At 56.7% G+C, this 21375-nt stretch carries 19 protein-coding genes and 4 tRNA genes; 8 read left to right on the forward strand and 15 right to left on the reverse strand.

Annotated elements, in window-relative coordinates; translation table 11 throughout:
- Positions 1–33 precede the first annotated feature (33 nt).
- Entirely contained in the window at positions 34–1863 is a 1830-nt protein-coding gene (recQ, locus tag ACOTX1_RS10780; protein WP_003860800.1) for an ATP-dependent DNA helicase RecQ, read from the reverse strand.
- 90 nt (positions 1864–1953) lie between these two features.
- Positions 1954–2823, reverse strand: coding sequence for a phospholipase A (pldA, locus tag ACOTX1_RS10785; protein WP_003860803.1), 870 nt, complete (start codon positions 2821–2823; stop codon positions 1954–1956).
- Between the two features lie 160 nt (positions 2824–2983).
- Here pldA and yigI point away from each other — a divergent pair, with 160 nt between their 5' ends.
- Positions 2984–3451, forward strand: a complete 468-nt coding sequence (yigI, locus tag ACOTX1_RS10790; protein ID WP_006812366.1) for an acyl-CoA thioesterase YigI — start codon at positions 2984–2986, stop codon at positions 3449–3451.
- A gap of 51 nt (positions 3452–3502) precedes the next feature.
- Positions 3503–4399 carry an EamA family transporter RarD gene (gene rarD / locus ACOTX1_RS10795; protein WP_023315187.1) on the forward strand — a complete coding sequence of 299 codons (897 nt, stop codon included), beginning with the start codon at positions 3503–3505 and terminating at the stop codon, positions 4397–4399.
- 83 nt (positions 4400–4482) lie between these two features.
- On the opposite strand, the gene corA is transcribed toward rarD, so the two are convergent.
- The 8 genes from corA to lptM form a co-directional block, all read right to left on the reverse strand.
- Entirely contained in the window at positions 4483–5433 is a 951-nt protein-coding gene (gene corA / locus ACOTX1_RS10800; RefSeq protein ID WP_003860807.1) for a magnesium/cobalt transporter CorA, read from the reverse strand.
- A 150-nt stretch (positions 5434–5583) separates the two neighbouring features.
- A complete protein-coding gene (gene ysgD, locus ACOTX1_RS10805) occupies positions 5584–5640 on the reverse strand; it encodes a YsgD/CorL family protein (RefSeq protein ID WP_212743980.1) in 57 nt (18 codons plus the stop codon).
- A 149-nt stretch (positions 5641–5789) separates the two neighbouring features.
- Positions 5790–7952 carry a DNA helicase II gene (uvrD, locus tag ACOTX1_RS10810; RefSeq protein WP_017383586.1) on the reverse strand — a complete coding sequence of 721 codons (2163 nt, stop codon included), beginning with the start codon at positions 7950–7952 and terminating at the stop codon, positions 5790–5792.
- 79 nt (positions 7953–8031) lie between these two features.
- A complete protein-coding gene (yigB, locus tag ACOTX1_RS10815) occupies positions 8032–8748 on the reverse strand; it encodes a 5-amino-6-(5-phospho-D-ribitylamino)uracil phosphatase YigB (protein ID WP_003860811.1) in 717 nt (238 codons plus the stop codon).
- Positions 8748–9650, reverse strand: a complete 903-nt coding sequence (xerC, locus tag ACOTX1_RS10820) for a tyrosine recombinase XerC (RefSeq protein WP_263522117.1) — start codon at positions 9648–9650, stop codon at positions 8748–8750. The genes yigB and xerC overlap by 1 nt, the downstream gene beginning before the upstream one ends.
- The gene (locus ACOTX1_RS10825; protein WP_003860814.1) at positions 9647–10354 is read right to left on the reverse strand and encodes a DUF484 domain-containing protein; all 708 of its coding nucleotides are present in this window, start codon (positions 10352–10354) and stop codon (positions 9647–9649) included. The genes xerC and ACOTX1_RS10825 overlap by 4 nt, the downstream gene beginning before the upstream one ends.
- Complete coding sequence (gene dapF / locus ACOTX1_RS10830; protein ID WP_022646661.1) at positions 10351–11175, reverse strand: diaminopimelate epimerase; 825 nt, start codon at positions 11173–11175, stop codon at positions 10351–10353. The genes ACOTX1_RS10825 and dapF overlap by 4 nt, the downstream gene beginning before the upstream one ends.
- Before the next feature lie 35 nt (positions 11176–11210).
- Positions 11211–11414, reverse strand: a complete 204-nt coding sequence (lptM, locus tag ACOTX1_RS10835) for an LPS translocon maturation chaperone LptM (RefSeq protein WP_003860815.1) — start codon at positions 11412–11414, stop codon at positions 11211–11213.
- 135 nt (positions 11415–11549) lie between these two features.
- On the opposite strand from lptM, the gene cyaY reads away from it, so the two are divergent.
- Positions 11550–11870: an iron donor protein CyaY gene (cyaY, locus tag ACOTX1_RS10840; protein ID WP_003860816.1), complete on the forward strand. Its 321-nt coding sequence runs from the start codon at positions 11550–11552 to the stop codon at positions 11868–11870.
- Between the two features lie 91 nt (positions 11871–11961).
- Here cyaY and cyaA read toward each other — a convergent pair whose 3' ends face one another.
- Positions 11962–14505, reverse strand: a complete 2544-nt coding sequence (gene cyaA, locus ACOTX1_RS10845) for a class I adenylate cyclase (RefSeq protein ID WP_023315185.1) — start codon at positions 14503–14505, stop codon at positions 11962–11964.
- 350 nt (positions 14506–14855) lie between these two features.
- Between cyaA and hemC the strand changes: the two genes are divergently transcribed.
- From hemC to ACOTX1_RS10870, 5 genes are all read left to right on the forward strand, one after another.
- Positions 14856–15797, forward strand: a complete 942-nt coding sequence (hemC, locus tag ACOTX1_RS10850) for a hydroxymethylbilane synthase (RefSeq protein WP_032634371.1) — start codon at positions 14856–14858, stop codon at positions 15795–15797.
- On the forward strand, positions 15794–16534 hold the full coding sequence (gene hemD / locus ACOTX1_RS10855) for a uroporphyrinogen-III synthase (protein ID WP_023315183.1): 741 nt from the start codon (positions 15794–15796) through the stop codon (positions 16532–16534). Before hemC ends, hemD begins: the two co-directional genes overlap by 4 nt.
- Before the next feature lie 20 nt (positions 16535–16554).
- Positions 16555–17748, forward strand: coding sequence for a uroporphyrinogen-III C-methyltransferase (gene hemX, locus ACOTX1_RS10860; protein ID WP_022646657.1), 1194 nt, complete (start codon positions 16555–16557; stop codon positions 17746–17748).
- Positions 17749–17750: 2 nt separating this feature from the next.
- Complete coding sequence (hemY, locus tag ACOTX1_RS10865) at positions 17751–18950, forward strand: protoheme IX biogenesis protein HemY (RefSeq protein ID WP_032634368.1); 1200 nt, start codon at positions 17751–17753, stop codon at positions 18948–18950.
- Between the two features lie 166 nt (positions 18951–19116).
- Positions 19117–20328, forward strand: coding sequence for a hypothetical protein (locus ACOTX1_RS10870; RefSeq protein ID WP_023315181.1), 1212 nt, complete (start codon positions 19117–19119; stop codon positions 20326–20328).
- A 505-nt stretch (positions 20329–20833) separates the two neighbouring features.
- Here ACOTX1_RS10870 and ACOTX1_RS10875 read toward each other — a convergent pair.
- The 4 genes from ACOTX1_RS10875 to ACOTX1_RS10890 all read right to left on the reverse strand — a co-directional run bounded on the left by ACOTX1_RS10875 (position 20834) and on the right by ACOTX1_RS10890 (position 21282).
- A tRNA-Pro gene (locus ACOTX1_RS10875) sits at positions 20834–20910 on the reverse strand.
- A 44-nt stretch (positions 20911–20954) separates the two neighbouring features.
- A tRNA-Leu gene (locus tag ACOTX1_RS10880) sits at positions 20955–21041 on the reverse strand.
- Between the two features lie 21 nt (positions 21042–21062).
- Positions 21063–21138, reverse strand: a tRNA-His gene (locus tag ACOTX1_RS10885).
- Positions 21139–21205: 67 nt separating this feature from the next.
- Positions 21206–21282, reverse strand: a tRNA-Arg gene (locus tag ACOTX1_RS10890).
- Between the last annotated feature and the right edge of the window lie 93 nt (positions 21283–21375).

A 21375-nucleotide genomic window follows, 5' to 3' on the forward strand; every position in this document is an offset into this window, starting at 1 on the left:
AGTCACCATCCTGGCACTTTTTCGCCCGGCTGACTACTCCTCATCATCACCATCAGCGTGGGAACGGATGAGCGCCATAAACTCTTTACCGAAGCGCTCCAGCTTGCGCGTGCCGACGCCGTTGACGCTGAGCATCTCGCTGGCGCTGAGCGGCATTTGCTCGGCCATCTCGATCAGCGTCGCGTCGTTGAACACCACGTATGGCGGGATGTTCTCTTCATCGGCAATAGCTTTACGCAGCTTACGCAGCTTGGCGAACAGCTTGCGGTCGTAGTTACCGCCGTAGGATTTTTGCATCACGCGCGGCTTCAGGGCGACGACGCGCGGAACGGCGAGCTTCAGTTCAACCTCGCCACGCAGGACAGGTCGCGCCGCTTCGGTCAGCTGAAGCGCAGAATGCTGGGCAATATTTTGCGTGGCAAAGCCGAGGTGGATCAACTGGCGGATAATACTCACCCAGTGCTCATGGCTCTGGTCTTTCCCGATGCCGTAAACAGGCAGCTTGTCGTGACCCATATCGCGGATACGCTGGTTGTTAGCCCCGCGCAGCACTTCAACGACGTAGCCCATCCCAAAGCGCTGGTTCACGCGTCCGATAGTCGAGAGCGCTTTGCGCGCGTCCATCAGGCCATCGTACTGCTTCGGCGGGTCGAGGCAGATATCGCAGTTGCCGCACGGCGCCTGACGCCCTTCACCAAAGTAGTTGAGTAACACCAGACGGCGGCAGGTTTGCGCTTCGGCGAAGGCCCCCATCGCGTTAAGCTTGTGGCGTTCGATATCCTGCAACTGCCCCTGCGGTTTCTCTTCCAGACAGCGGCGCAGCCACGCCATATCCGCCGGGTCGTAAAACAACATCGCTTCCGCAGGCAGACCATCACGCCCGGCGCGGCCGGTTTCCTGATAGTAGGATTCGATATTGCGCGGAATGTCGAAATGCACCACAAAGCGCACGTTGGGCTTGTTGATCCCCATCCCGAACGCCACCGTTGCGACCACGATTTGCAGGTCGTCGCGCTGGAATTTTTCCTGAACATCGGCGCGGATGTGGTTCTCTAACCCGGCATGGTATGCCGCCGCGCTAAAGCCGCGATTTTGCAGACGCGCAGCGGTGTCTTCCACCTTTGCGCGGCTGTTGCAGTAGATGATGCCGGACTTGCCGCGCTGCTCCTGCACGTAGCGCAGGAGCTGATCCAGCGGCTTGAACTTTTCCATCAGCATATAGCGGATGTTCGGGCGGTCGAAGCTGCTGACCTGAATATACGGGTCGTTCAGTCCCAGCAGGCGAACGATGTCCTGACGCGTGGTGTCGTCCGCCGTGGCGGTAAGCGCCATAAACGGCAGCTCGGGGAAGCGCTGACGAAGCTGGCCGAGGGCGGCGTATTCCGGGCGGAAATCGTGCCCCCACTGGGAGATACAGTGCGCTTCATCCACCGCCAGCAGCACCGGGTTCCAGTGCGCCAGGTGGTCGAGGAAGTTGTCCAGCATCAGGCGCTCTGGCGCGATATACAGCAGGCGAACCTGTCCGGTGCGGCACCCGGCCATCACCTCTTGCTGCTGCTCGCGAGTTTGCGTTGAGTTAAGACAGGCCGCCGCCACGCCGTTGGCGAGCAGCTGGTCGACCTGGTCTTTCATCAGGGAAATAAGGGGTGATACCACAACCGTCAGGCCATTAAGCACCAGCGCGGGTACCTGATAGCAGAGCGATTTACCGCCGCCGGTCGGCATGACCACCAGGCAATCGCGGCCTTCCAGCACGGTTTCAATGATGGTTTCCTGGCCAGGACGGAACTGCTGGTAGCCAAAGGTTTCATGCAAAACCTGTTTAGCCAGCGATTCCTGATTCAATACTTCCGCCTGCGCCACGTTAACCCCATATGCCAGAAATGAAACAGGCGCTATTTTCAGCGCCTGAGAGAGAAACTTCAACGTTTAACGCAAAAACATTCGAGCAGCTTAGAAAATATCGTTCAGCATGACGCCCACACCGACACGGGTCTGGTTGAAGTTGTAGTCGATCAGCGATTCGCCATACCCGCTATACACCTGAGTATAGAGACGAACGTGTTTCGTTACCGGGTAGCTCAGGCCCAGCTCTGCACCGCCGTAGCCGGTATTCCAGTTGTACTGGCCTTTGGCACTTAGCACCGCGTCACCCAGCTGATAGCCCACTTTAAGCTGATAGTAGCCCATATATTTGGTGATATCCGGGTTGTCATCGGTGCTGCCTACTACGTACCACGGCTTCACTTCCACCATGAAATTGCCGTTCTGCGCCATCAGACGCGTATAGATGCGGTTCCAGCTGCGTGAGGTTGGGTCGGAACGACCGTTGGAATCGTGGTTATAGCCCACCTCCACGTCTCGCAGCGTCCAGCCTGCAAACTCATAATCGGTGGCGAAACCGAGGAACAGCTGCGGTTCATAGTTGGTTTCGCGGAACGGTGATGATTCCCCGCTGTTGGAGAGCTGCCACCATGACTTCTGCGTGTAGGACGCGCCAAGTACCGAGTTCGGCCCCAGGATGCCGCGCCAGAACGGGAAGGCGAGGCTGAGCTGGAACTTCACCTCATCTTTACGCGCATTATCAGACCAGTTATAGGAGCTTATCGCCTCTTTGTTGAGATCGCTGGTCTGGGTGTAGATCACGTAGTTTGTGTCATACGGGTACAGCGTGAACGGATTGTCATGCTCCTGAAGCATATTGGCGATGATGCTACCCTTAACAGCAGGTTTATCATGCACCTCTTTGATCGTCGCTTCCTGCGCATATGCTGTGAGGGGCAGCGCAACCGCCGCCAGTAACCAACCCAGATACGTCCGCATCGGTGGTGTTCTCCTGAAATGGTGACATTTAATGAATAGTTTTGTCCGGGCATTCTACAGACTTCTGCGATAACTTCCGCTTCCTCGTTTCTTAAAGTGGCATTCCTTTATCCTGAAGCATAAAATCAACATTTTGTTAACAACAAGGATGCCACGTCAGATGTCAGCCACACTCACCGCCGAAGAAACCTTAAAGCTCGTGGGCGAGATTTTTGTGTACCACATGCCGTTCAACCGTGCACTGGGTCTTGAGCTGGAGCGATACGAAAAAGACTTCGCTCAGCTGAGTTTCAATAATCAGCCAATGATGGTCGGTAACTGGGCGCAAAGCATTTTGCACGGCGGGGTAATTGCCTCCGCGCTGGACGTGGCGGCCGGTCTGGTGTGCGTGGGCAGCACGCTGACGCGCCACGACACCATCAACGAAGATGAATTACGCCAGCGCCTGTCGCGCATGGGCACCATCGATTTACGCGTCGACTACCTGCGCCCAGGACGCGGAAACCGCTTCACCTGTACCAGCAGCCTGCTGCGCGCCGGGAATAAAGTTGCCGTCGCCCGCGTTGAGCTGCATAACGAGGAGCAGGTTTATATCGCCAGCGCAACCGCCACTTATATGGTGGGTTGAGACGGCAAATTCGGGTAAAATTACTTCACTTTTTTGTAACGGATTTTCCCGATGGATGCTAAACAGACGCGGCAGGGCGTTTTACTCGCCCTTGCCGCTTATTTTATTTGGGGTATAGCACCGGCGTACTTCAAACTTATCGCCTATGTCCCGGCGGACGAGATCCTCACTCACCGCGTCATCTGGTCGTTTTTCTTCATGATTGCGCTGATGAGTATCAGCCGTCAGTGGTCAGGCGTCAAAACGCTGCTGAAAACCCCGAAGAAGGTCTTCCTGCTCGCCCTCTCTGCGGTGCTGATTGGCGGAAACTGGCTGCTGTTTATCTGGGCGGTGAATAACCATCACATGCTCGAAGCCAGCCTGGGCTACTTTATTAACCCGCTGGTCAATATTTTGCTGGGGATGATTTTCCTCGGCGAGCGCTTTCGCCGGATGCAGTGGGTGGCAGTGATTCTGGCCTTCTGCGGCGTGCTGGTACAGCTGTGGACCTTCGGCTCACTGCCGGTTATCGCCCTGGGGCTGGCGTTCAGCTTTGCCTTCTACGGCCTGGTGCGTAAAAAAATCGCCGTGGAAGCGCAGACGGGAATGCTGTTTGAAACCCTGTGGCTGCTGCCTGTCGCCGCGATCTACCTGTTCGGTATTGCCGACAGCGCCACCAGCCACATGGGCAGCAACCCATGGTCGCTGAACCTGATGCTGATAGCCGCGGGCGTGGTCACGACGATTCCCCTGCTGTGCTTCACCGGCGCGGCAACGCGTCTGCGCCTCTCCACGTTGGGCTTCTTCCAGTACATTGGCCCGACGCTGATGTTCCTGCTGGCGGTGGTGTTTTACGGCGAGGTGCCGGGTGCGGATAAGATGGTGACGTTCGCCTTTATCTGGGTGGCGCTGGCCATCTTTGTTGCGGATGCGATTTATACCCAGCGCAGGGTGCGCAAAGGGCTGTGATGTTGCCCTCACCCTAACCCTCTCCCACAGGGAGAGGGAATTCGATCGTAGGGCGGGTAAGCGCAGCGCCACCCGCCAGATTTTTACAGCCAGTTCTTCCGCTTAAAGTACAGATACGGCGCCAGCCCGGCGAGGATCATAAAGATAATCGCCCCCGGGTAGCCAAAGCTCCACTTCAGCTCCGGCATAAACTCGAAGTTCATCCCGTAGCTGGACGCCACCAGCGTCGGCGGCAGGAACACCACGGACACCACCGAGAAGATCTTGATGATGCGGTTCTGCTCGATGTTGATAAAGCCCATCGCCGCCTGCATCAGGAAGTTGACCTTCTGGAACAGGGATTCGTTGTGCGGCAGCAGGGATTCGATATCGCGTAAGATCTCACGCGCCTGCTCCAGCTGACCGCCCGGCAGACGCGCCTTGCGCACCAGGAAGTTCAGCGCGCGCTGGGTATCCATCAGACACAAACGCACCTTCCAGCCGATATCTTCCAGCTCAGCCAGCGTGGACAACGCTTCGTCGTACTCATCGCCCTGATGGCCTTCCATGATCACGCGGCTCAGCTTTTCCAGGTCGCTGTAGATGTTTTCGATTTCATCCGCCAGCTGTTCGATTTTGGTTTCGAACAGATCCAGCAGCAGCTCATAAGCGTTGCCGTCCATCATCGCCTGGCTGCGGGCACGCATACGGTAGAGACGAAACGCAGGCAGTTCGCGCTCGCGCAGGGTGAACAGGCGGCCATCGCGGATGGTAAACGCCACGGTGGAGTTCCCCGCGTGGTCTTCGGCATCCTCGAAAAAGAAGAAGGAGTGAATGTGCAGGCCGTCTTCGTCTTCAAAAAAACGGGCGGATGCTTCGATGTCTTCCAGTTCCGGGCGTGTCGCCAGGCTTTGCCCCAGTTCAGATTGTACGCGAAGGCGCTCATCGTCGTCCGGCTCGACCAGATCCACCCATACGGCATCAATGAGGGGCTGTGACTCTTCGGCTTCAAGCCGAGTCAGTCGGTTATTTTCGAGTTGAAATGCGCTCAACATGACCGGGACTCCCAATGCAAAAAATATCGGACAGTTCGGTGGGCACACAGAAACAAATTGGGTTTCAGACCATTAAACAGCCTGACTCAGCGCGACGGGAATGATGCAGTCGCTGACAACCACTAAGGCCATCAGCAAGAGGAGATAGCCTTAGGAGTTGTTCCTGGATGACAGGGAATTGAGCCAGTATCTACTGGGTGTGTCCAAGGCGAATGTCCTCTTAGCGTAATCGTGCGCGCATGTTACGCCAGCAATAACTGTGGCGTCAACACGCAACGGAACGCTGAAGGGCATTAATTGACCTTCAACGTATAAGGCTAGCAGATTATTACAAAATAGTGATATTTTTCTGAAAGTTACACACTTTCCAGCTTGGCATAGGCTGCCACCAGCCATTTGATCCCCTGCCCCTGGAACGCTACCTGCAAACGGCTGTGCTCGCCGCTGCCTTCCAGGTTGACGATGGTGCCTTCGCCAAACTTCGAGTGGCGCACGCGCTGGCCCAGCTTGTAACCGGTGTCGGTTTCAGAGATCGGCGAGCCCATACGCTGATGGCTGACCGGACGGCTGATGCTGGCGCGCAGGCGCACCTCTTCCACGCACTCCTCCGGCAGCTCGCCGATAAAGCGCGACGGACGGTGATACACCTCTTTCCCGTACAGGCGGCGGGTTTCCGCGTAGGTCAGAGTCAGTTTCTGCATCGCACGGGTCACGCCCACGTAGGCCAGACGACGCTCCTCTTCCAGACGCCCGCCTTCATCCAGCGACATCTGGCTCGGGAACATCCCCTCTTCCATCCCGACGATGAACACCTGCGGGAACTCCAGACCTTTCGCGGAGTGCAGGGTCATCAGCTGAACCGCATCCTGCCAGGTATCGGCCTGCCCTTCACCCGCCTCCAGCGCGGCGTGAGAGAGGAATGCCTGCAACGGCATCAGGTCTTCGTCTTCTTCGTTGTAGCTGAACTGGCGCGTTGCCGTCACCAGTTCCTCTAAGTTCTCAATACGGGTCTGGCCCTTCTCGCCTTTTTCCTGCTCGTACATGGTGCGCAAGCCGGAATCTTTAATCACCCGGTCGGTCTGGACGTGCAGCGGCATGTCGGCCGTTTCCTGCGCCAGCGCGTCGATTAACTCCAGGAAGCGCTGCAATGCGCTGGCGGCGCGCCCGGCAAGGGCTTTTTCCTGTAACAGCTCGCGGCATGCCTGCCACAACGTGAGCTGACGATCGCGCGAGGCCTGACGCACCACGTCCAGCGTACGATCGCCGATGCCGCGCGTCGGTGTGTTCACCACGCGCTCAAATGCCGCATCGTCGTTACGGTTGGCAATCAGACGCAAGTACGAGAGCGCATCTTTGATCTCCTGACGTTCGAAGAAGCGCATACCTCCATAAATGCGGTACGGCATGCTCACCTGCAACAGCGCCTCTTCCAGCACGCGCGACTGGGCGTTGCTGCGATAGAGAATGGCACACTGCTCCAGCGCGCCGCCGTTCTCCTGCCAGGTTTTAATGCGGTTCACAACGAAACGGGCTTCGTCGAGCTCGTTGAAGGCGCAGTAAATCGAAATCGGTTCGCCGTCGACGCCATCGGTCCACAGCTTTTTACCCAGGCGCCCGTTGTTGTTCTCAATCAGGGCGTTGGCCGCGCTCAGAATGTTGCTGGTAGAACGGTAGTTCTGTTCCAGACGGATGGTTTGCGCGCCGGGGAAATCGTTGAGGAAGCGCTGGATGTTCTCCACCTGCGCGCCGCGCCAGCCGTAGATAGACTGGTCGTCATCGCCTACGATCATCACCTTGCCGGTATCCCCGGCCAGCAGGCGGATCCAGGCGTACTGGATGTTGTTGGTATCCTGGAATTCGTCCACCAGGATGTTGGTAAAGCGTTCACGGTAGTGTTGCAGGATATGCGGTTTGTTCAGCCACAGCTCGTGGGCACGCAGCAGCAGTTCGGCGAAATCCACCAGACCGGCGCGATCGCACGCTTCCTGATAGGCCTTGTAGACGTTCTGCCAGGTCTGCTCGACCGGGTTACCGAAGCTCTGAATATGATGCGGACGCAGCCCTTCGTCTTTCTGACCGTTGATGTACCACATCGCCTGACGCGGCGGCCACTGCTTCTCGTCGAGGTTCATCGCCTTGATCAGGCGTTTCAGCAGGCGCAGCTGATCTTCGCTGTCGAGGATCTGGAAATCCTGCGGCAGGTTAGCGTCCATATGGTGCGCGCGCAGCAGACGGTGCGCCAGGCCGTGGAAGGTGCCAACCCACATGCCGCCCTGGCTGGTGCCCATCAGCTGTGCGATACGGTGGCGCATCTCCGCCGCCGCCTTGTTGGTGAACGTCACGGCCATAATCGAGTACGGCGAGCAGTTCTCCACGCTCTGTAGCCAGGCGATACGGTGAACCAGCACGCGCGTCTTACCACTGCCCGCTCCAGCCAGTACCAGCAGGTTTGTACGCGAGGCGGCAACCGCGTCACGCTGTTTATCATTAAGGCTGTCGAGCAGGTAAGAAACGTCCATTGGCACCGTCACGTCATGGCGGGCAGGCAAATGTTTCCATTCGCCAAAACCCTGTTAATTTATACAGAACAATTGATGATTATATCAGCGTCGTGAGGGATGCCAACCGTGAAATTTCCACGTGCGGCAGAAGACGGCTATCCGGGGTAGTCATCAGATCGGCATTTTCCGGCTTGATCCAGCAGGCCTGCATGCCGCAGCGGATCGCCCCGGCGACGTCCGTGGTCAGGTCGTCGCCCACGTGCAGGATCTCACCGAGCGGCAAATCCAGTTTTTCCGCTGCCAGATGATACATATCGTTGAACGGCTTCGAGCGTCCGTGCGGGCCCGCGCGCAGCACGAACTGAAAATAGTTCCCCAGACCAAACAGTTCAGGCTGAGCGTTGCCGTTGGTGATGGCCACCAGCGGCCACTTTTCGGCGAGCTTCGCCAGCGTGTCGTGGGTCTCCTGCGGCACGTCGATGCGACTGCGCCATTTGGCGAAGTTTTCCATGGCCGCTTCGGCACCCGTGGCCGCGTCCTGCGCGCTCAGGCCGGCATTGAGCATCGCCTGCTCAACCGCACGGCGGCGCCATTCGGTCACGTCATGATAAATTTCCGGCTCGGTTTCCCGCAGGGACTGACGCAGCTTCTGGAAATCTTTGTTCTGCATTGTTTTCAGCGCAGGATGGTAGTTCTGCACAAACGCCAGCGACTCCTGCTCGGTACGCAGGATCACCGGACGATTGTCGTAAAGGGTGTCATCAAGATCAAACGTCAGGGCTGAGATCTGACCAAGTGGGCGGTAAAAACGCATTATTTCCCCCGTTTGGCGCGTGGATGCGCCGCGTCATACACCGAGGCAAGGTGTTGGAAGTCTAAGTGGGTATAGATTTGGGTGGTCGACAGATTCGCGTGACCAAGCAGCTCCTGTACGCCGCGCAGGTCGCCGCTTGATTCCAGCATGTGCGTCGCAAAAGAGTGGCGCAGCTTGTGGGGGTGAACGTGGCTGTTCAGCCCCTGCTTAATGCCCCACTCCGCAAAGCGCTTCTGCACGTTACGCGCCGAGATCCGCTTGCCGAGTTTCGACAGGAACAGCGCATCTTCGTCGGCGCCAAACAGCCCGCGCAGATCCAGCCAGTGCTCAATCCAGGAGACCGCATTGCGGCCGATCGGCAGGCGGCGCTCTTTGCTGCCCTTGCCCATTACCCACACCTCGCCGGATTCCAGATCGAGGTGCTTCAAGTCGAGGTTCACCAGCTCAGAGAGACGCAGGCCCGCGCCGTACATCACCTCCAGCATCGCGCGGTCGCGCACGGCCAGCGGATCGTTAAGATCGATATCCAGCAGGCGGTTTACGTCGTCGACGTCGATATTTTTCGGCAGATGACGCGGGGCTTTCGGCGTGGCGATCCCTTTTGCCGGGTTGGCTTTCAGACCGCCCTGACTGACCAGCCAGTCGAAGAAACTGCGCAGGGCAGAGAGCCGGAGCGCCAGGCTCGCCGGGCTGAGATCTTTTTTACGGCTACGCACGACGAACCCGCGTACCGTGGCGGCGTCACATTGTTGCCAGCTTTTCAGGCCGATTTCATCGGCAATCTGCATGATGGCATCAAGCTGACGCTGATAGTTGAGCAGCGTAATAGGGCTGAGCTGGCGTTCTACGCCCAGATAGCGCAGAAAGCGGATGACGTCAGTGGCGAGCAGTCCGTCCGTCATACGCGCTCAATCCAGCGCTCCAGCAACTCAGGCAACATCAGGGCGATCTCCTGCAACAGTTGCGTACCCTGCCCCTGTTCATAGTGATGCGCGTCGCGGCTGGTAAATAACATCACGCCCAGGTCACCATCGCGCCCCATCAGCGACATCGCCACCGAGCCGATAGCTTTGGCTTCCGGCAGCACCACCAGCAGTTCTGGCCCGTTGAGCGGCCCCAGATAATGGTGCTCATGGCCCAGACGCTGAATGCGCAGCGGCTCAAACGCCTGACGGCTCAGCGCCAGATGGGTAAACCCGGACGGCGCGCCAATGCGCCAGCGGTCAGGGAAGAGACGGATCGTCGCGCCTGCCAGCCCCAGCTCGCGCGCCCAGCGGTGGAAGCGGTTGAGGAACTCTTCGAGACTGTGTGCGGAAGCCAGACGCGCCTGAAGGTGCAGAAGACGGTAGAACAGGCTTTCGTTATTGCTGGCCTGCTCCATCAGCAGCGTCATGTTCTCTTCGAGCTGATTGATGTGGTTGCGCGAGCGCGCCATGTGCCATTCAACCAGCGACACGGTCTCGCGAACCGGATGCGGCACGCGCATCCGTTCGACGACGCGTGCATTGCGGATAAAAAACTCAGGATTGTGCAGCAGATAATCCACAACAGTGCTGTCGTCCAGCTCTGTTACAGGTTCCCGCAGTTCTTCCCCTGGTTGCTTCATAGATGGATAAACCCGTCATAAACATGTGTCGCCGGGCCAGTCATGTACAGTGGATGACCCGCTCCTTTCCAGGCGATATCAAGCCGACCGCCTGGTAATTCCACGCGAACCTCTTCTGCCAGTAACCCCTGTGAGATACCGACGGCCACCGCCGCACAGGCACCGCTTCCGCAGGCCTGGGTTTCGCCCGCGCCGCGCTCGTAAACCCGCAGGCGAATATGTTCACGCTTCACCACTTGCATGAAACCGATGTTCGCCCGCTCCGGGAAGCGCTCGTGGCTTTCCAGCACCGGGCCGAGCGTTTCAACCGCCGCGGTTTGCACATCATCCACCTGAATCACGCAGTGCGGGTTACCCATTGAGACGACGCCGCACAATACTGTCTGCTCGGCGGCACGCATGATATAGGTCTTTTCCGCTTTGTTGGCGCGAAACGGCACGGCAGAGGGTTCGAAGTTCGGCTCTCCCATGTTCACGCGCACCAGTTCGTCGTCGGTGACGCTGAGCACCATCCGGCCATTGGCGGTGCTGACGCGGATATCGCGCTTGTTGGTCAGCCCTTTCAGCCGAACAAAGCGGGCAAAACAGCGCGCGCCGTTGCCGCACTGGGAAACTTCGCTGCCGTCGGCGTTAAAAATGCGATAGTGAAAGTCCAGGTCAGGATCGTAAGGCGGCTCCACCACCAGCAGCTGGTCAAACCCCACGCCCACGTGTCGATCCGCCAGACGACGGATCAGTTCCGGGGAGAAAAAGACATTCTGCGTTACCGCGTCGACGACCATAAAGTCGTTGCCAAGGCCATGCATTTTAGAGAACTGCATCATTTGCTCCATTGCGCGGGTACAGAACGTAATTGTCAGAGATTGACCTGAGTCGGGCCGCCGTTATTGCCGCGATCGTTGGTATCCGGCGTAGATGACTCGATACCACTTTGCACCGGTTTTGTCGGCGGTGGTGCGTTTTTATCCTCTGGCGGGAAGTACAGTGGTCCCTTCAGTCCACAGCCGGTCAGGCTAAACAGAGTGACAAGAACGACAAGCGTTCGGAAGACGTTTTTCATGTAGAGGTTGCCCGTAAGTTCAAATCTGTTTCTATCATCGCAGGAGAAGACACAAAAGCAAGAGTTTGCCGCTTTCCTGCAACGGGAATTATTTAGCGTTATACTGCCGCCATCACGAAAAACAGGAATAAAACCATGAACGACAGTGAATTTCATCGCCTTGCCGATACCCTGTGGATGACCATCGAAGAGCGTATCGACGACTGGGACGGCGACAGCGATATCGATTGTGAAATCAACGGCGGGATCCTGACCTTAAGCTTCGAAAACGGCAGCAAGATTATTATTAACCGTCAGGAGCCGCTTCACCAGGTGTGGCTGGCGGCGAAACAGGGCGGCTATCACTTTGATCTGAAAGGTGACGAGTGGGTCTGCGACCGCAGCGGCGAAACGTTCTGGGATCTGCTGGAGCAGGCGGCGACCGCGCAGGCGGGTGAGGACGTGAGTTTCAGGTAGTTTTGTTGCCCGGTGGCGGCTACGCCTTACCGGGCCTACAGCGGCTCGAACCGTAGGCCGGGTAAGCGATAGCGCCACCCGGCGAAAAGCCTCAGGAAAAATACTGCTGCAACAGCGGCGCAGTTTCCTGGTTAGCGGGCGCCGCAGTGGTAATCGCCTGCGTACGGAACGGGATCACCTGCGCTCGCCCATCCACATTCACAATCTGGTAGAACTGCGGCAGGTTGAAGTTGATAAAGCTTGAGCCGTAGGTAAAGCGATCGTGCGAAGACGAATAGAAGCGGCTGACGTCGCGCACCAGCTCCTCTTTGCTGCCTTCACAGTGGTGATACACCTCGGCACGGTTGGTTTCATCCAGAATGTAGATGTTAAACCCGGCATTATCGCCCGACTCTTCGAAGAAGAACTGAATAATCCCTTCACTCGCAAAGCCATCCACCACCTGCGGCAGCTTAACGTGGTTGGTTTCCACCTGAACCGACAGGCCATGCAGTTTGTTGTGTGAAATCGCGCCGTAGAATTCAATGGCGTTCTCCAGCTTCTGCACCGACACGTTCAGGCGCTCAAAGAACAGGCCCCAGGTCTGGCCGGAGACGCGCAGCGCTTTAAAGCGCCCGGTTTCCTGACGGGTGCTGGAGAGACGCAGTTCGATGCACTCAGACACCAGCTGCTGCACGCGGGTACGAATCAGGCCGCGCAGGTGCTGGCTGTAGCAGAACACCTCCACGCTGTCCGGGGGTGCGGCGTCCTGGTGCATCTTGCCGAGGATCGTTTTCAGCGCCTCGATCATCGCCTGCTCGCCGTTAAAGTGTAAGGTACGCACTTCGTTCCACGAGTTGCGGTACAGCAGATCCACGCTACCCACCAGGCAGTTTTGCTGCTCGCCGAAGCTAAAGACGTCCAGCTTGCGGAAGTCAAAGTGAACCACCTGATTGCGGAAGGCCGCCGTCGGGTCGTATTCCAGGTTGACGATGATCGCCAGATGGCGGATCTCACACGGGCTGTAGAGCGCCTTTGGCGTCGGAGCAGGCAGACGCAGTGGGAAGTGGTGCGAGACATCCGCCACCATCTCCTGCAACTTGGCTAAATCGACCACCTCGTTACCCTTGATAAACAACCGGGTGCGTGAGGTGAGAAGGCCGTTAAACCAGGCCCAGGCCACCAGCTTGTTCAGATAGCGGTTATATTCCAGCGGCTGATGGCTGATGATCGAATCCATGCTTGGCGCACGGTTGTACAGATACCACCCGGTGCGGTTTGCGCGGCCCGGCGGCACGTAGATAAAGGTCAGATTCGGCTCAGACAGGTCAGGCGAAATCTGTGGGTTAACCAGCGTAACCTTGCCCGGCAACGCTTCAAACGCGGCGTACAGTTTACGGGTCAGCACCCCGATATCCTGTGGGCTGGCAGAAACGCTAAGGTTGTTACGGCGGGCAAAGCGGATCAGGTTGCGGTAGCTCTGCATCATCGCATCAAGCAGTTCGTTGTGCGCCTCGCGCACCTGATCGATTTTCCAGTTGGCGCGGTTGTCCAGCATGGCGAGACGCGCTTCGTCCCATCCCCACTCTTTGACTAACTGGCTGACGACTTCACGACGCCAGCCCACGCAGGCGCGTTCGCGGCTCAGTTTTTCACAAACTTTGAGATAGAAACATCGACGCACCAGGTCAAGACGCGTGGCGTCCTCAATGGCTGTCAGGTATTCGGTGACGCGTTCCAGCATCATGCAGTAGGCATCAAGCCCGTAGGAGACGATCTCCCCGTCGTGCAGACGCTGTTTAATATCTTTCGCCAGCAGGCGCGGCGTGGGGTATTCCCAGGAGTAAGCTTCCAGCAGCAGGGTTTTCAGCACCGCTTTGTACGGTGAATCAATGCTCTTATAAAGCTGCCAGAGGCTTGCGCCAAAGTACTCTTCGGCGGACAGGGAGCTCAGGCCGCCCAGATCCAGCCACTCGTTTGGCGTCAGAACGCCCTGCGAGTAAAGCGACATGACGTAGTCGTCATAATTCTCTTCTTCATCGCACGGCACCATATTCCACAGAATACGTTTCCCGGCCAGGCGAACGGCAGTACGGTAAAACTCATCCAGCAACAGGATGTGCTGAGTCGAGCCGCAGTCTTCACCACCCAGACTGCCGCTTTCGTTATGGCGGAAACGGTTTTCATCAATCAGGAAGAAGCTCACTTCCACGCCGAGCGACGCCGCCCAGCTCTCCAGCAGGCTGCATTTACGCTGCAACAGCTGGCGCTCTTCATTGTCGAGCCAGGACTGATGGCAGACCCAGATATCCAGGTCAGAAGAGCAGCTTTGCCCAACCGATGATGTGCTGCCCATGGAGTAAACCCCGGTAATCGGCAGCTCGCCTTTCGGCGAATCCTGCGGCGGCATACCACGGTAGAGTTCAAGTTCAGTCAGGTAATGCTGTTGGGTTTCATCAGGCGTGAAGAGGCAAATGCCCTGGGGAACGTTACCATCGAGGTAACCCGGCATTAGCGGATGGTGATAGTGCAACAATGTCGGCAGAAGACTGTATACCTGCTGGAAAGCAGGGCCCATGGCAGCAAGCGCGCGATCCACGCGCAATTGATTGATGGCATCCAGTCTCTGTTTCAGAGTCTCAATATAGAGGTACAAGACGTATCGCCTGATGTTTCCGGGTGTCGCATGCCAGTCAGAACAGAAAAAGCAGCGGACCCGCAGTATTTCAAAAAATAACCGTTACCCTTTTTTCGCCTTTTGCTTTTCTGGTGGTACAGACGAAAAAATGGTCTAAAACGTGATCAATTTAACACCTTGCCGGTTGACCGTAAAGAAAGATGCGCTACATACAAGTGTAGCACCGTTCTGTACGTGTAAATTCCTGAATACGGCGATGGCTGACGAATACGCCGCCCTGTCCCTCTCACTCTTCATCAACCGTAAAACTGCCATCCGAGTGTCAACAATGTTAGGATGGTTAGCGATTGATAATGACGGTAACAAGCATGTTAGACAATGTTTTGAGAATTGCCACACGCCAAAGTCCTCTTGCACTCTGGCAGGCACATTATGTTAAGCAGCGCCTGGAAGCCTGCCACACCGGATTACGCGTTGAGCTGGTGCCAATGGTTACGCGTGGCGATGTCATACTGGATACGCCGCTGGCCAAAGTGGGCGGAAAAGGTCTGTTTGTCAAAGAGCTGGAGCTGGCATTGCTTGAGAACCGCGCCGATATCGCCGTGCATTCGATGAAGGATGTGCCCGTTGAGTTCCCGGAAGGGCTGGGGCTGGTGACCATCTGCGAGCGCGAGGATCCGCGCGATGCGTTTGTCTCTAATCGATATGACTCGCTCGATGCGTTGCCGGCAGGCAGCGTGGTCGGCACGTCAAGTTTACGCCGCCAGTGTCAGCTGGCTGAACGTCGCCCGGATCTGGTGATCCGTTCGCTGCGCGGGAACGTCGGCACACGCCTTGGCAAGCTGGATAACGGCGACTACGATGCCATTATTCTTGCGGTTGCGGGCCTGAAACGCCTGGGGCTGGAAAAACGCATTCGCGTGGCGTTGCCGCCGGAGCTGTCGCTGCCCGCCGTCGGCCAGGGCGCCGTCGGCATTGAGTGTCGTCTGGATGATGTGCGCACTCAGGCACTGCTGGCGCCGCTGAATCATGACGATACCGCCGTTCGCGTAAAAGCCGAGCGCGCGATGAATACACGCCTCGAAGGAGGCTGTCAGGTGCCAATTGGCAGCTATGCTGAATTAACTGACGGTGAACTGTGGCTGCGTGCGCTGGTTGGCGCGCCGGACGGCTCGCATATGGTTCGCGGTGAACGTCGCGGCAAACCGCAAGATGCCGAGGCGCTTGGCGTATCGCTGGCGGAAGAGCTGCTAAATAACGGCGCACGTGAAATTCTGGCCGAGGTCTATAACGGAGAGCCCCCTGCATGAGCATACTTGTCACCCGCCCTTCTCCCGCAGGAGAGCAGTTAGTGAGCCGTCTGCGCGCACTGGGGCAGGTGGCCTGGAGTTTTCCGCTGATTGAATTCTCCCCCGGTCGCGAGCTGCCTGAGCTCGCTGACCAGATGCGTCTCTTGCAGGAAGGCGATCTGCTCTTTGCGCTGTCGCAGCATGCCGTGGAGTTTGCCCATGCGCAGCTGCAACAACAGGGCGTTTGCTGGCCTCACGCCCCCCGCTATTTCGCCATCGGGCGCACTACGGCGCTGGCCTTACATACCGCGAGCGGAATCGATGTTCGTTACCCGTTAGATCGGGAAATCAGCGAAGTCTTGCTACAATTACCTGAATTACAAAACATTGCCGGAAAGCGCACACTTATTTTGCGCGGCAACGGTGGCCGCGAACTGCTGGGCGAGACGCTGCGCGAACGCGGCGCAGACGTGACGTTTGTGGAGTGCTATCAGCGCTGTGCAAAACACTATGATGGCGCGGAAGAAGCAATGCGCTGGCACGCCCGCGGTATTAATACGCTGGTGGTCACCAGCGGTGAAATGTTACAACAGCTTTGGTCGCTGATTCCGCTTTGGTATCGCGAAAACTGGTTACTCCGCTGTCGGCTTCTGGTCGTCAGTGAGCGTCTGGCGAACCACGCCCGGGAACTGGGCTGGCAGGATATTCGGATCGCTGAAAACGCCGACAACGATGCGCTGCTGCGCGCATTACAATAACTCTCAAATGGGAAGCCATAATGACGGAACACGAAAAATCCTCCGCCGTGGTTGAAGAGACCAGGGAGACTGTGGACACCACGTCACAGCCAGAGACGACAGACAAAACCGTTGAGAAGAAAAACGGCAGCAATAAAACCAGCCTCACGCTGAGCGTGATTGCCATCGCGATTGCGCTGGCCGCAGGCGTGGGTCTCTACGGGCTGGTGAAGAAACAAGGCACCAACCAGACGGCCACCAGCGACGCGCTGGTTAACCAAATCACTGCCCTACAGAAAGCGCAGGAGACGCAAAAAGCTGAGCTGGAAGGTGTGATCAAACAGCAGGCTGCCGCTCTCGCCGACGCGAACAGCAAACGTGAAGAGTTGACCAAACAGCTGAGCGAAGTGCAGGAAAAAGTCGCCACAATTTCGGGAACCGATGCCAAAACCTGGCTACTTTCACAGGCCGATTTTCTGGTGAAACTAGCCGGGCGCAAGCTCTGGAGCGATCAGGATGTCACCACCGCCGCCGCGCTGCTGAAAAGCGCCGACGCAAGCCTGGCTGATATGAACGATCCGAGCCTCATCAACGCACGCCGCGCTATTACGGAAGATATCGCCAGCCTGTCCGCGGTTTCTCAGGTCGACTACGACGGTATCATCCTTAAGGTGAATCAGCTCTCGAACCAGATTGATAACCTTCAGCTGGCCGATAACAACGACGATGACTCTCCGATGGATTCCGACGGTACCGAGCTGTCCAGTTCCCTGAGCGAATGGCGTATCAACCTGCAAAAGAGCTGGCAGAACTTTATGGACAGCTTTATTACCATTCGCCGCCGCGATGAAACTGCCGTGCCGCTGCTGGCACCGAACCAGGACGTCTATCTACGCGAAAACATTCGTTCCCGCCTGCTGGTCGCGGCGCAGGCCGTGCCGCGTCACCAGGAAGAGACCTACAAACAGGCGCTGGATAACGTTTCAACCTGGGTACGTGCTTACTACGATACCAATGATGCAACCACGACCGCGTTCCTTGAGGATATCGACAAGCTGAGCCAGCAAAACATCACCATGAACGTACCGGACAAGCTGGAAAGCCAGCCGATTCTGGAGAAGATCATGCAGACGCGCGTGCGTAACTTGCTGGCCCAGCCGGGCGTTCCGGCAGAGCGTCCGGCTGAAGCACCTGCCGCCGCGCCAGCGCCTGAAAGCGCGCCGCAAGGAGAGTAATGATGCTAAAAGTCTTCTTACTCTTCATCCTGCTGATCGCCGGGATTGTACTGGGGCCGATGCTTGCGGGTCACCAGGGTTACGTATTGATCCAGACCGATAACTACAACATCGAAACCAGCGTAACAGGGCTGGTGATTATCCTGATCCTGGGTGTGGTCGTTCTGCTGGCAGTGGAGTGGCTCCTGCGTCGTATTTTCCGTACCGGCGTACATACGCGCGGCTGGTTCGCTGGCCGTAAGCGCCGTCGCGCCCGTAAGCAGACCGAGCAGGCATTGCTGAAGCTGGCCGAAGGTGACTATCAGCAGGTTGAAAAGCTAATGTCGAAAAATGCCGACCATGCAGAACAGCCGGTTGTTAACTATCTGCTGGCCGCTGAGGCGGCGCAACAGCGAGGCGATGAGGCCCGCGCCAATCAGCATCTTGAACGCGCGTCTGAGCTCTCTACTAAGGATCCGATTCCGGTTGAGATCACCCGCGTTCGTCTGCAACTGGCGCGCAATGAAAACCATGCCGCACGTCACGGCGTTGACCGTCTGCTGGAAATTACCCCTCGTCATCCGGAAGTGCTGCGTCTTGCTGAGCAGGCATATATTCGGACCGGTGCATGGGGCTCGCTGCTGGACATTATCCCTTCCATGGCGAAAGCCGACGTGGGTGATGATGAACATCGTGATGAACTTCAGCGTCTGGCCTGGATTGGCCTGATGGATCAGGCGCGCGCCGATCTCGGCAGCGACGGCCTGAAAACCTGGTGGAAAAACCAGAGCCGCAAAACGCGCCAGCAGGTTCCTCTTCAGGTTGCGATGGCAGAACATCTGATTGAGTGTGACGACCATGACACCGCGCAGGAGATCCTCCTCGACGGTCTCAAGCGACAGTATGATGACCGCCTGGTGATGGTCATCCCGCGTCTGAAAACCAACAATCCGGAACAAATTGAAAAAGCACTGCGCCAGCAGATCAAAACCGTGGGCGATCGTCCGCTGCTGTGGAGTACGCTGGGCCAGTCTCTGATGAAACACGGCGAGTGGCAGGAGGCGAGTCTCGCCTTCCGCGCCGCGCTGAAGCAACGCCCGGACGCATTTGATTACGCCTGGCTTGCTGATTCGCTGGACAAGCAGCACAAGCCGGAAGAGGCCGCAGCTATGCGCCGTGATGGGCTGTTATTGACGTTGCAAAATAACGGAACGCAGCAGTAATTAAAAGGAGGCCAGATGGCCTCCTTTTTTTATCTCATTTCTCCTGCTACATTCTTTTAACACTCACCTGCAAACGAACCCGCCAATGTAACGATGTCTTTTCCTTAACCTTTTTTGCACACGCGCTTACCCGCGTGGAATAAACCGTTTCTGAAAGGATATCGTCATGAACTCGCTTTTATATGCGCTTTTCGAAGCGCTGCGGTGCCATCGCTGGCTCCGCCTGCTGGCCTGCGCCTTTATCTTTAGCTCCCTGGGTAATGGCTTAACTCAGGTTGTTGTTTTCGGATTATTGTTACAGTGGTCAGCCCCGTCAGCGCTGTTAACCCTCGCCTTCCTTTTTGCTACGGTGCCCGGTTTTATCGGCAGCCTGATTGGTGAAAAGCTGTGCCAGCGGTTTTCACCTCTCTACCTGTTGATGCTGACCGAATGGCTGGGCTTGCTCGCCCTGCTCTTTCCCCTTTCAGGCGCACATTACCACAGCATACCGGCGCTGCTTGCGGTGCAATCCACAGAAGCGTTGCTGAGCGGGATGAGCTGGCCTGCGTTAACGCTTCTGTTTAAACGCGGACTGCATGAGGCAGAACTGCCTGCGGCAACGTGTCTGGAAAATGTGATTTTTGCCTCCCAGGTTTTGTTAGGAACCGGGCTGGGTGTAGTGTTGTTCCAGCGCATCCCGGTCTTCGCCTTACTGGTCATCGACGCCGCCAGTTTTATGGGATCGCTGGTCATGCTATTTCTCGCAGAACGCCAGTATGTAGCGCGTCCAGCACCGTTGCCTGTCGGGGACCCTCAACCTGTGGCATTGCGCTGGCAAACTCTGACCCTTCGACAAAAACGCAGTTTGCTGATTTTGCCTGCCCTTGCTGCCGTAGGCTCGCCTGCAATGGCGTTGCTGCCAGCACTGGCGCAGCAGATCAACCCCGAGAATGCCGCTGGGCTTGCGCTGCCCTTGCTTTTTGCCAGAAGCCTGGGACAGCTTTGTGGCCCCTTGCTGCTCAGAAAAGAGAGTCTGACGCGCTTTGCAGCAAGAACGCCTTTGCTACTTAGCTGTCTTGCTCTTTTTCTGGCAGCCTATGGGTTGCTTCCGTTTTTATCCGCATGGGTCGTGCTTGCGCTGGGGATGATCTTTATCGCGCATCTGGCGTCGAATATCGTTTTTGCGGCGGGTACGTTTGGGGTACTGAGTAATTTTCAGGCTATACAGATATCCGCTGCCAGCGGTAAGGCCTGGCGCTGGCAAACGTTGAGCGCTTCCCTTTTTACGGGCCTCGCCGCAATGACGGCGACGATATTGGGAGCGGCTCAGACGCTATATGCTGTCTCTGCTATCGCACTGCTGTTGGTGGCGCTGGTCCTGGCCCATTATCGTGAATAAGGCATAAAAAAACGCCTGCTATAAAAGCAGGCGTTAAAACAGGTCTGTAAGACAACATATTTGGTGCTTCACTCAACGTTGTGTCCATGGTGTCTGATGAGGCCGAAGCGACATCTGTCAGTGGACGATAAGCACCGTAAACGGCTCTGCGTCATTCCTGAGTTTATGAGGCCTTAAGGCGAACATAAGAGATGGAATGAGCATCTACACGCATATTATTGCATGTAATGTGCCAGGTTTACACGCAGAACTTTTACATCGCGCAACATTTTAAGATAAAAGGAAATTATGCTGTTAAGAACCGCCTGAAGCCATACAACATCGCGCTAAAGTCGGTGATCTGTCGCCACAAGGAGACAGGTTAAGAGGTAAAATAATAAATACTTAAATATTAATGGTTTATATGTCGCTGAATCGCGACAAGGATGTGGGGTGTTGTCGGGAAATGACTACAGGATAAAAAAACGCAGAAAACAAAAAACCCCGCCGAAGCGGGGTTCAAAATTGGTCGGCGAGAGAGGATTCGAACCTCCGACCCACTGGTCCCAAACCAGTTGCGCTACCAAGCTGCGCTACTCGCCGATGTACTGCTTTTTTGAATTTTTAGTTCAACTCATTAAAAGTCGTGGTGCGAGGGGGGGGACTTGAACCCCCACGTCCGTAAGAACACTAACACCTGAAGCTAGCGCGTCTACCAATTCCGCCACCTTCGCAATTCACAACTCTTTCAATAATGGGGTGGCTAATGGGATTCGAACCCACGACAACTGGAATCACAATCCAGGGCTCTACCAACTGAGCTATAGCCACCACTGTATTCTTTCACGCGGTTCTGACTACTTCTCAGACCACCGCAGCTCTAGCGCCGGGACTAAAATGGCGCGCCCGACAGGATTCGAACCTGAGACCTCTGCCTCCGGAGGGCAGCGCTCTATCCAGCTGAGCTACGGGCGCTTAGCGCCGTTGCGGGGCTGGATATTACGTACCTCCGTCCCCGCTGTCTAGTGCTTTTTTGAAAAAAATGCGCGTTTGGTTATGGTTTGCACA

This window comes from Enterobacter cloacae complex sp. IR5401, assembly GCF_049238425.1.
Taxonomy (GTDB): domain Bacteria; phylum Pseudomonadota; class Gammaproteobacteria; order Enterobacterales; family Enterobacteriaceae; genus Enterobacter; species Enterobacter hormaechei_C.

Bases quoted from the DNA above. Each gene is read 5' to 3' on its own strand.
- uvrD (WP_017383586.1), bottom strand. From the start codon at position 7,952: ATGGACGTTTCTTACCTGCTCGACAGCCTTAATGATAAACAGCGTGAC.
- rarD (WP_023315187.1), top strand. From the start codon at position 3,503: ATGGATGCTAAACAGACGCGGCAGGGCGTTTTACTCGCCCTTGCCGCT.
- hemY (WP_032634368.1), top strand. From the start codon at position 17,751: ATGCTAAAAGTCTTCTTACTCTTCATCCTGCTGATCGCCGGGATTGTA.
- cyaY (WP_003860816.1), top strand. From the start codon at position 11,550: ATGAACGACAGTGAATTTCATCGCCTTGCCGATACCCTGTGGATGACC.
- yigI (WP_006812366.1), top strand. From the start codon at position 2,984: ATGTCAGCCACACTCACCGCCGAAGAAACCTTAAAGCTCGTGGGCGAG.
- ACOTX1_RS10825 (WP_003860814.1), bottom strand. From the start codon at position 10,354: ATGAAGCAACCAGGGGAAGAACTGCGGGAACCTGTAACAGAGCTGGAC.
- pldA (WP_003860803.1), bottom strand. From the start codon at position 2,823: ATGCGGACGTATCTGGGTTGGTTACTGGCGGCGGTTGCGCTGCCCCTC.
- corA (WP_003860807.1), bottom strand. From the start codon at position 5,433: ATGTTGAGCGCATTTCAACTCGAAAATAACCGACTGACTCGGCTTGAA.
- xerC (WP_263522117.1), bottom strand. From the start codon at position 9,650: ATGACGGACGGACTGCTCGCCACTGACGTCATCCGCTTTCTGCGCTAT.
- yigB (WP_003860811.1), bottom strand. From the start codon at position 8,748: ATGCGTTTTTACCGCCCACTTGGTCAGATCTCAGCCCTGACGTTTGAT.
- hemC (WP_032634371.1), top strand. From the start codon at position 14,856: ATGTTAGACAATGTTTTGAGAATTGCCACACGCCAAAGTCCTCTTGCA.
- lptM (WP_003860815.1), bottom strand. From the start codon at position 11,414: ATGAAAAACGTCTTCCGAACGCTTGTCGTTCTTGTCACTCTGTTTAGC.
- ACOTX1_RS10870 (WP_023315181.1), top strand. From the start codon at position 19,117: ATGAACTCGCTTTTATATGCGCTTTTCGAAGCGCTGCGGTGCCATCGC.
- hemD (WP_023315183.1), top strand. From the start codon at position 15,794: ATGAGCATACTTGTCACCCGCCCTTCTCCCGCAGGAGAGCAGTTAGTG.
- hemX (WP_022646657.1), top strand. From the start codon at position 16,555: ATGACGGAACACGAAAAATCCTCCGCCGTGGTTGAAGAGACCAGGGAG.
- dapF (WP_022646661.1), bottom strand. From the start codon at position 11,175: ATGCAGTTCTCTAAAATGCATGGCCTTGGCAACGACTTTATGGTCGTC.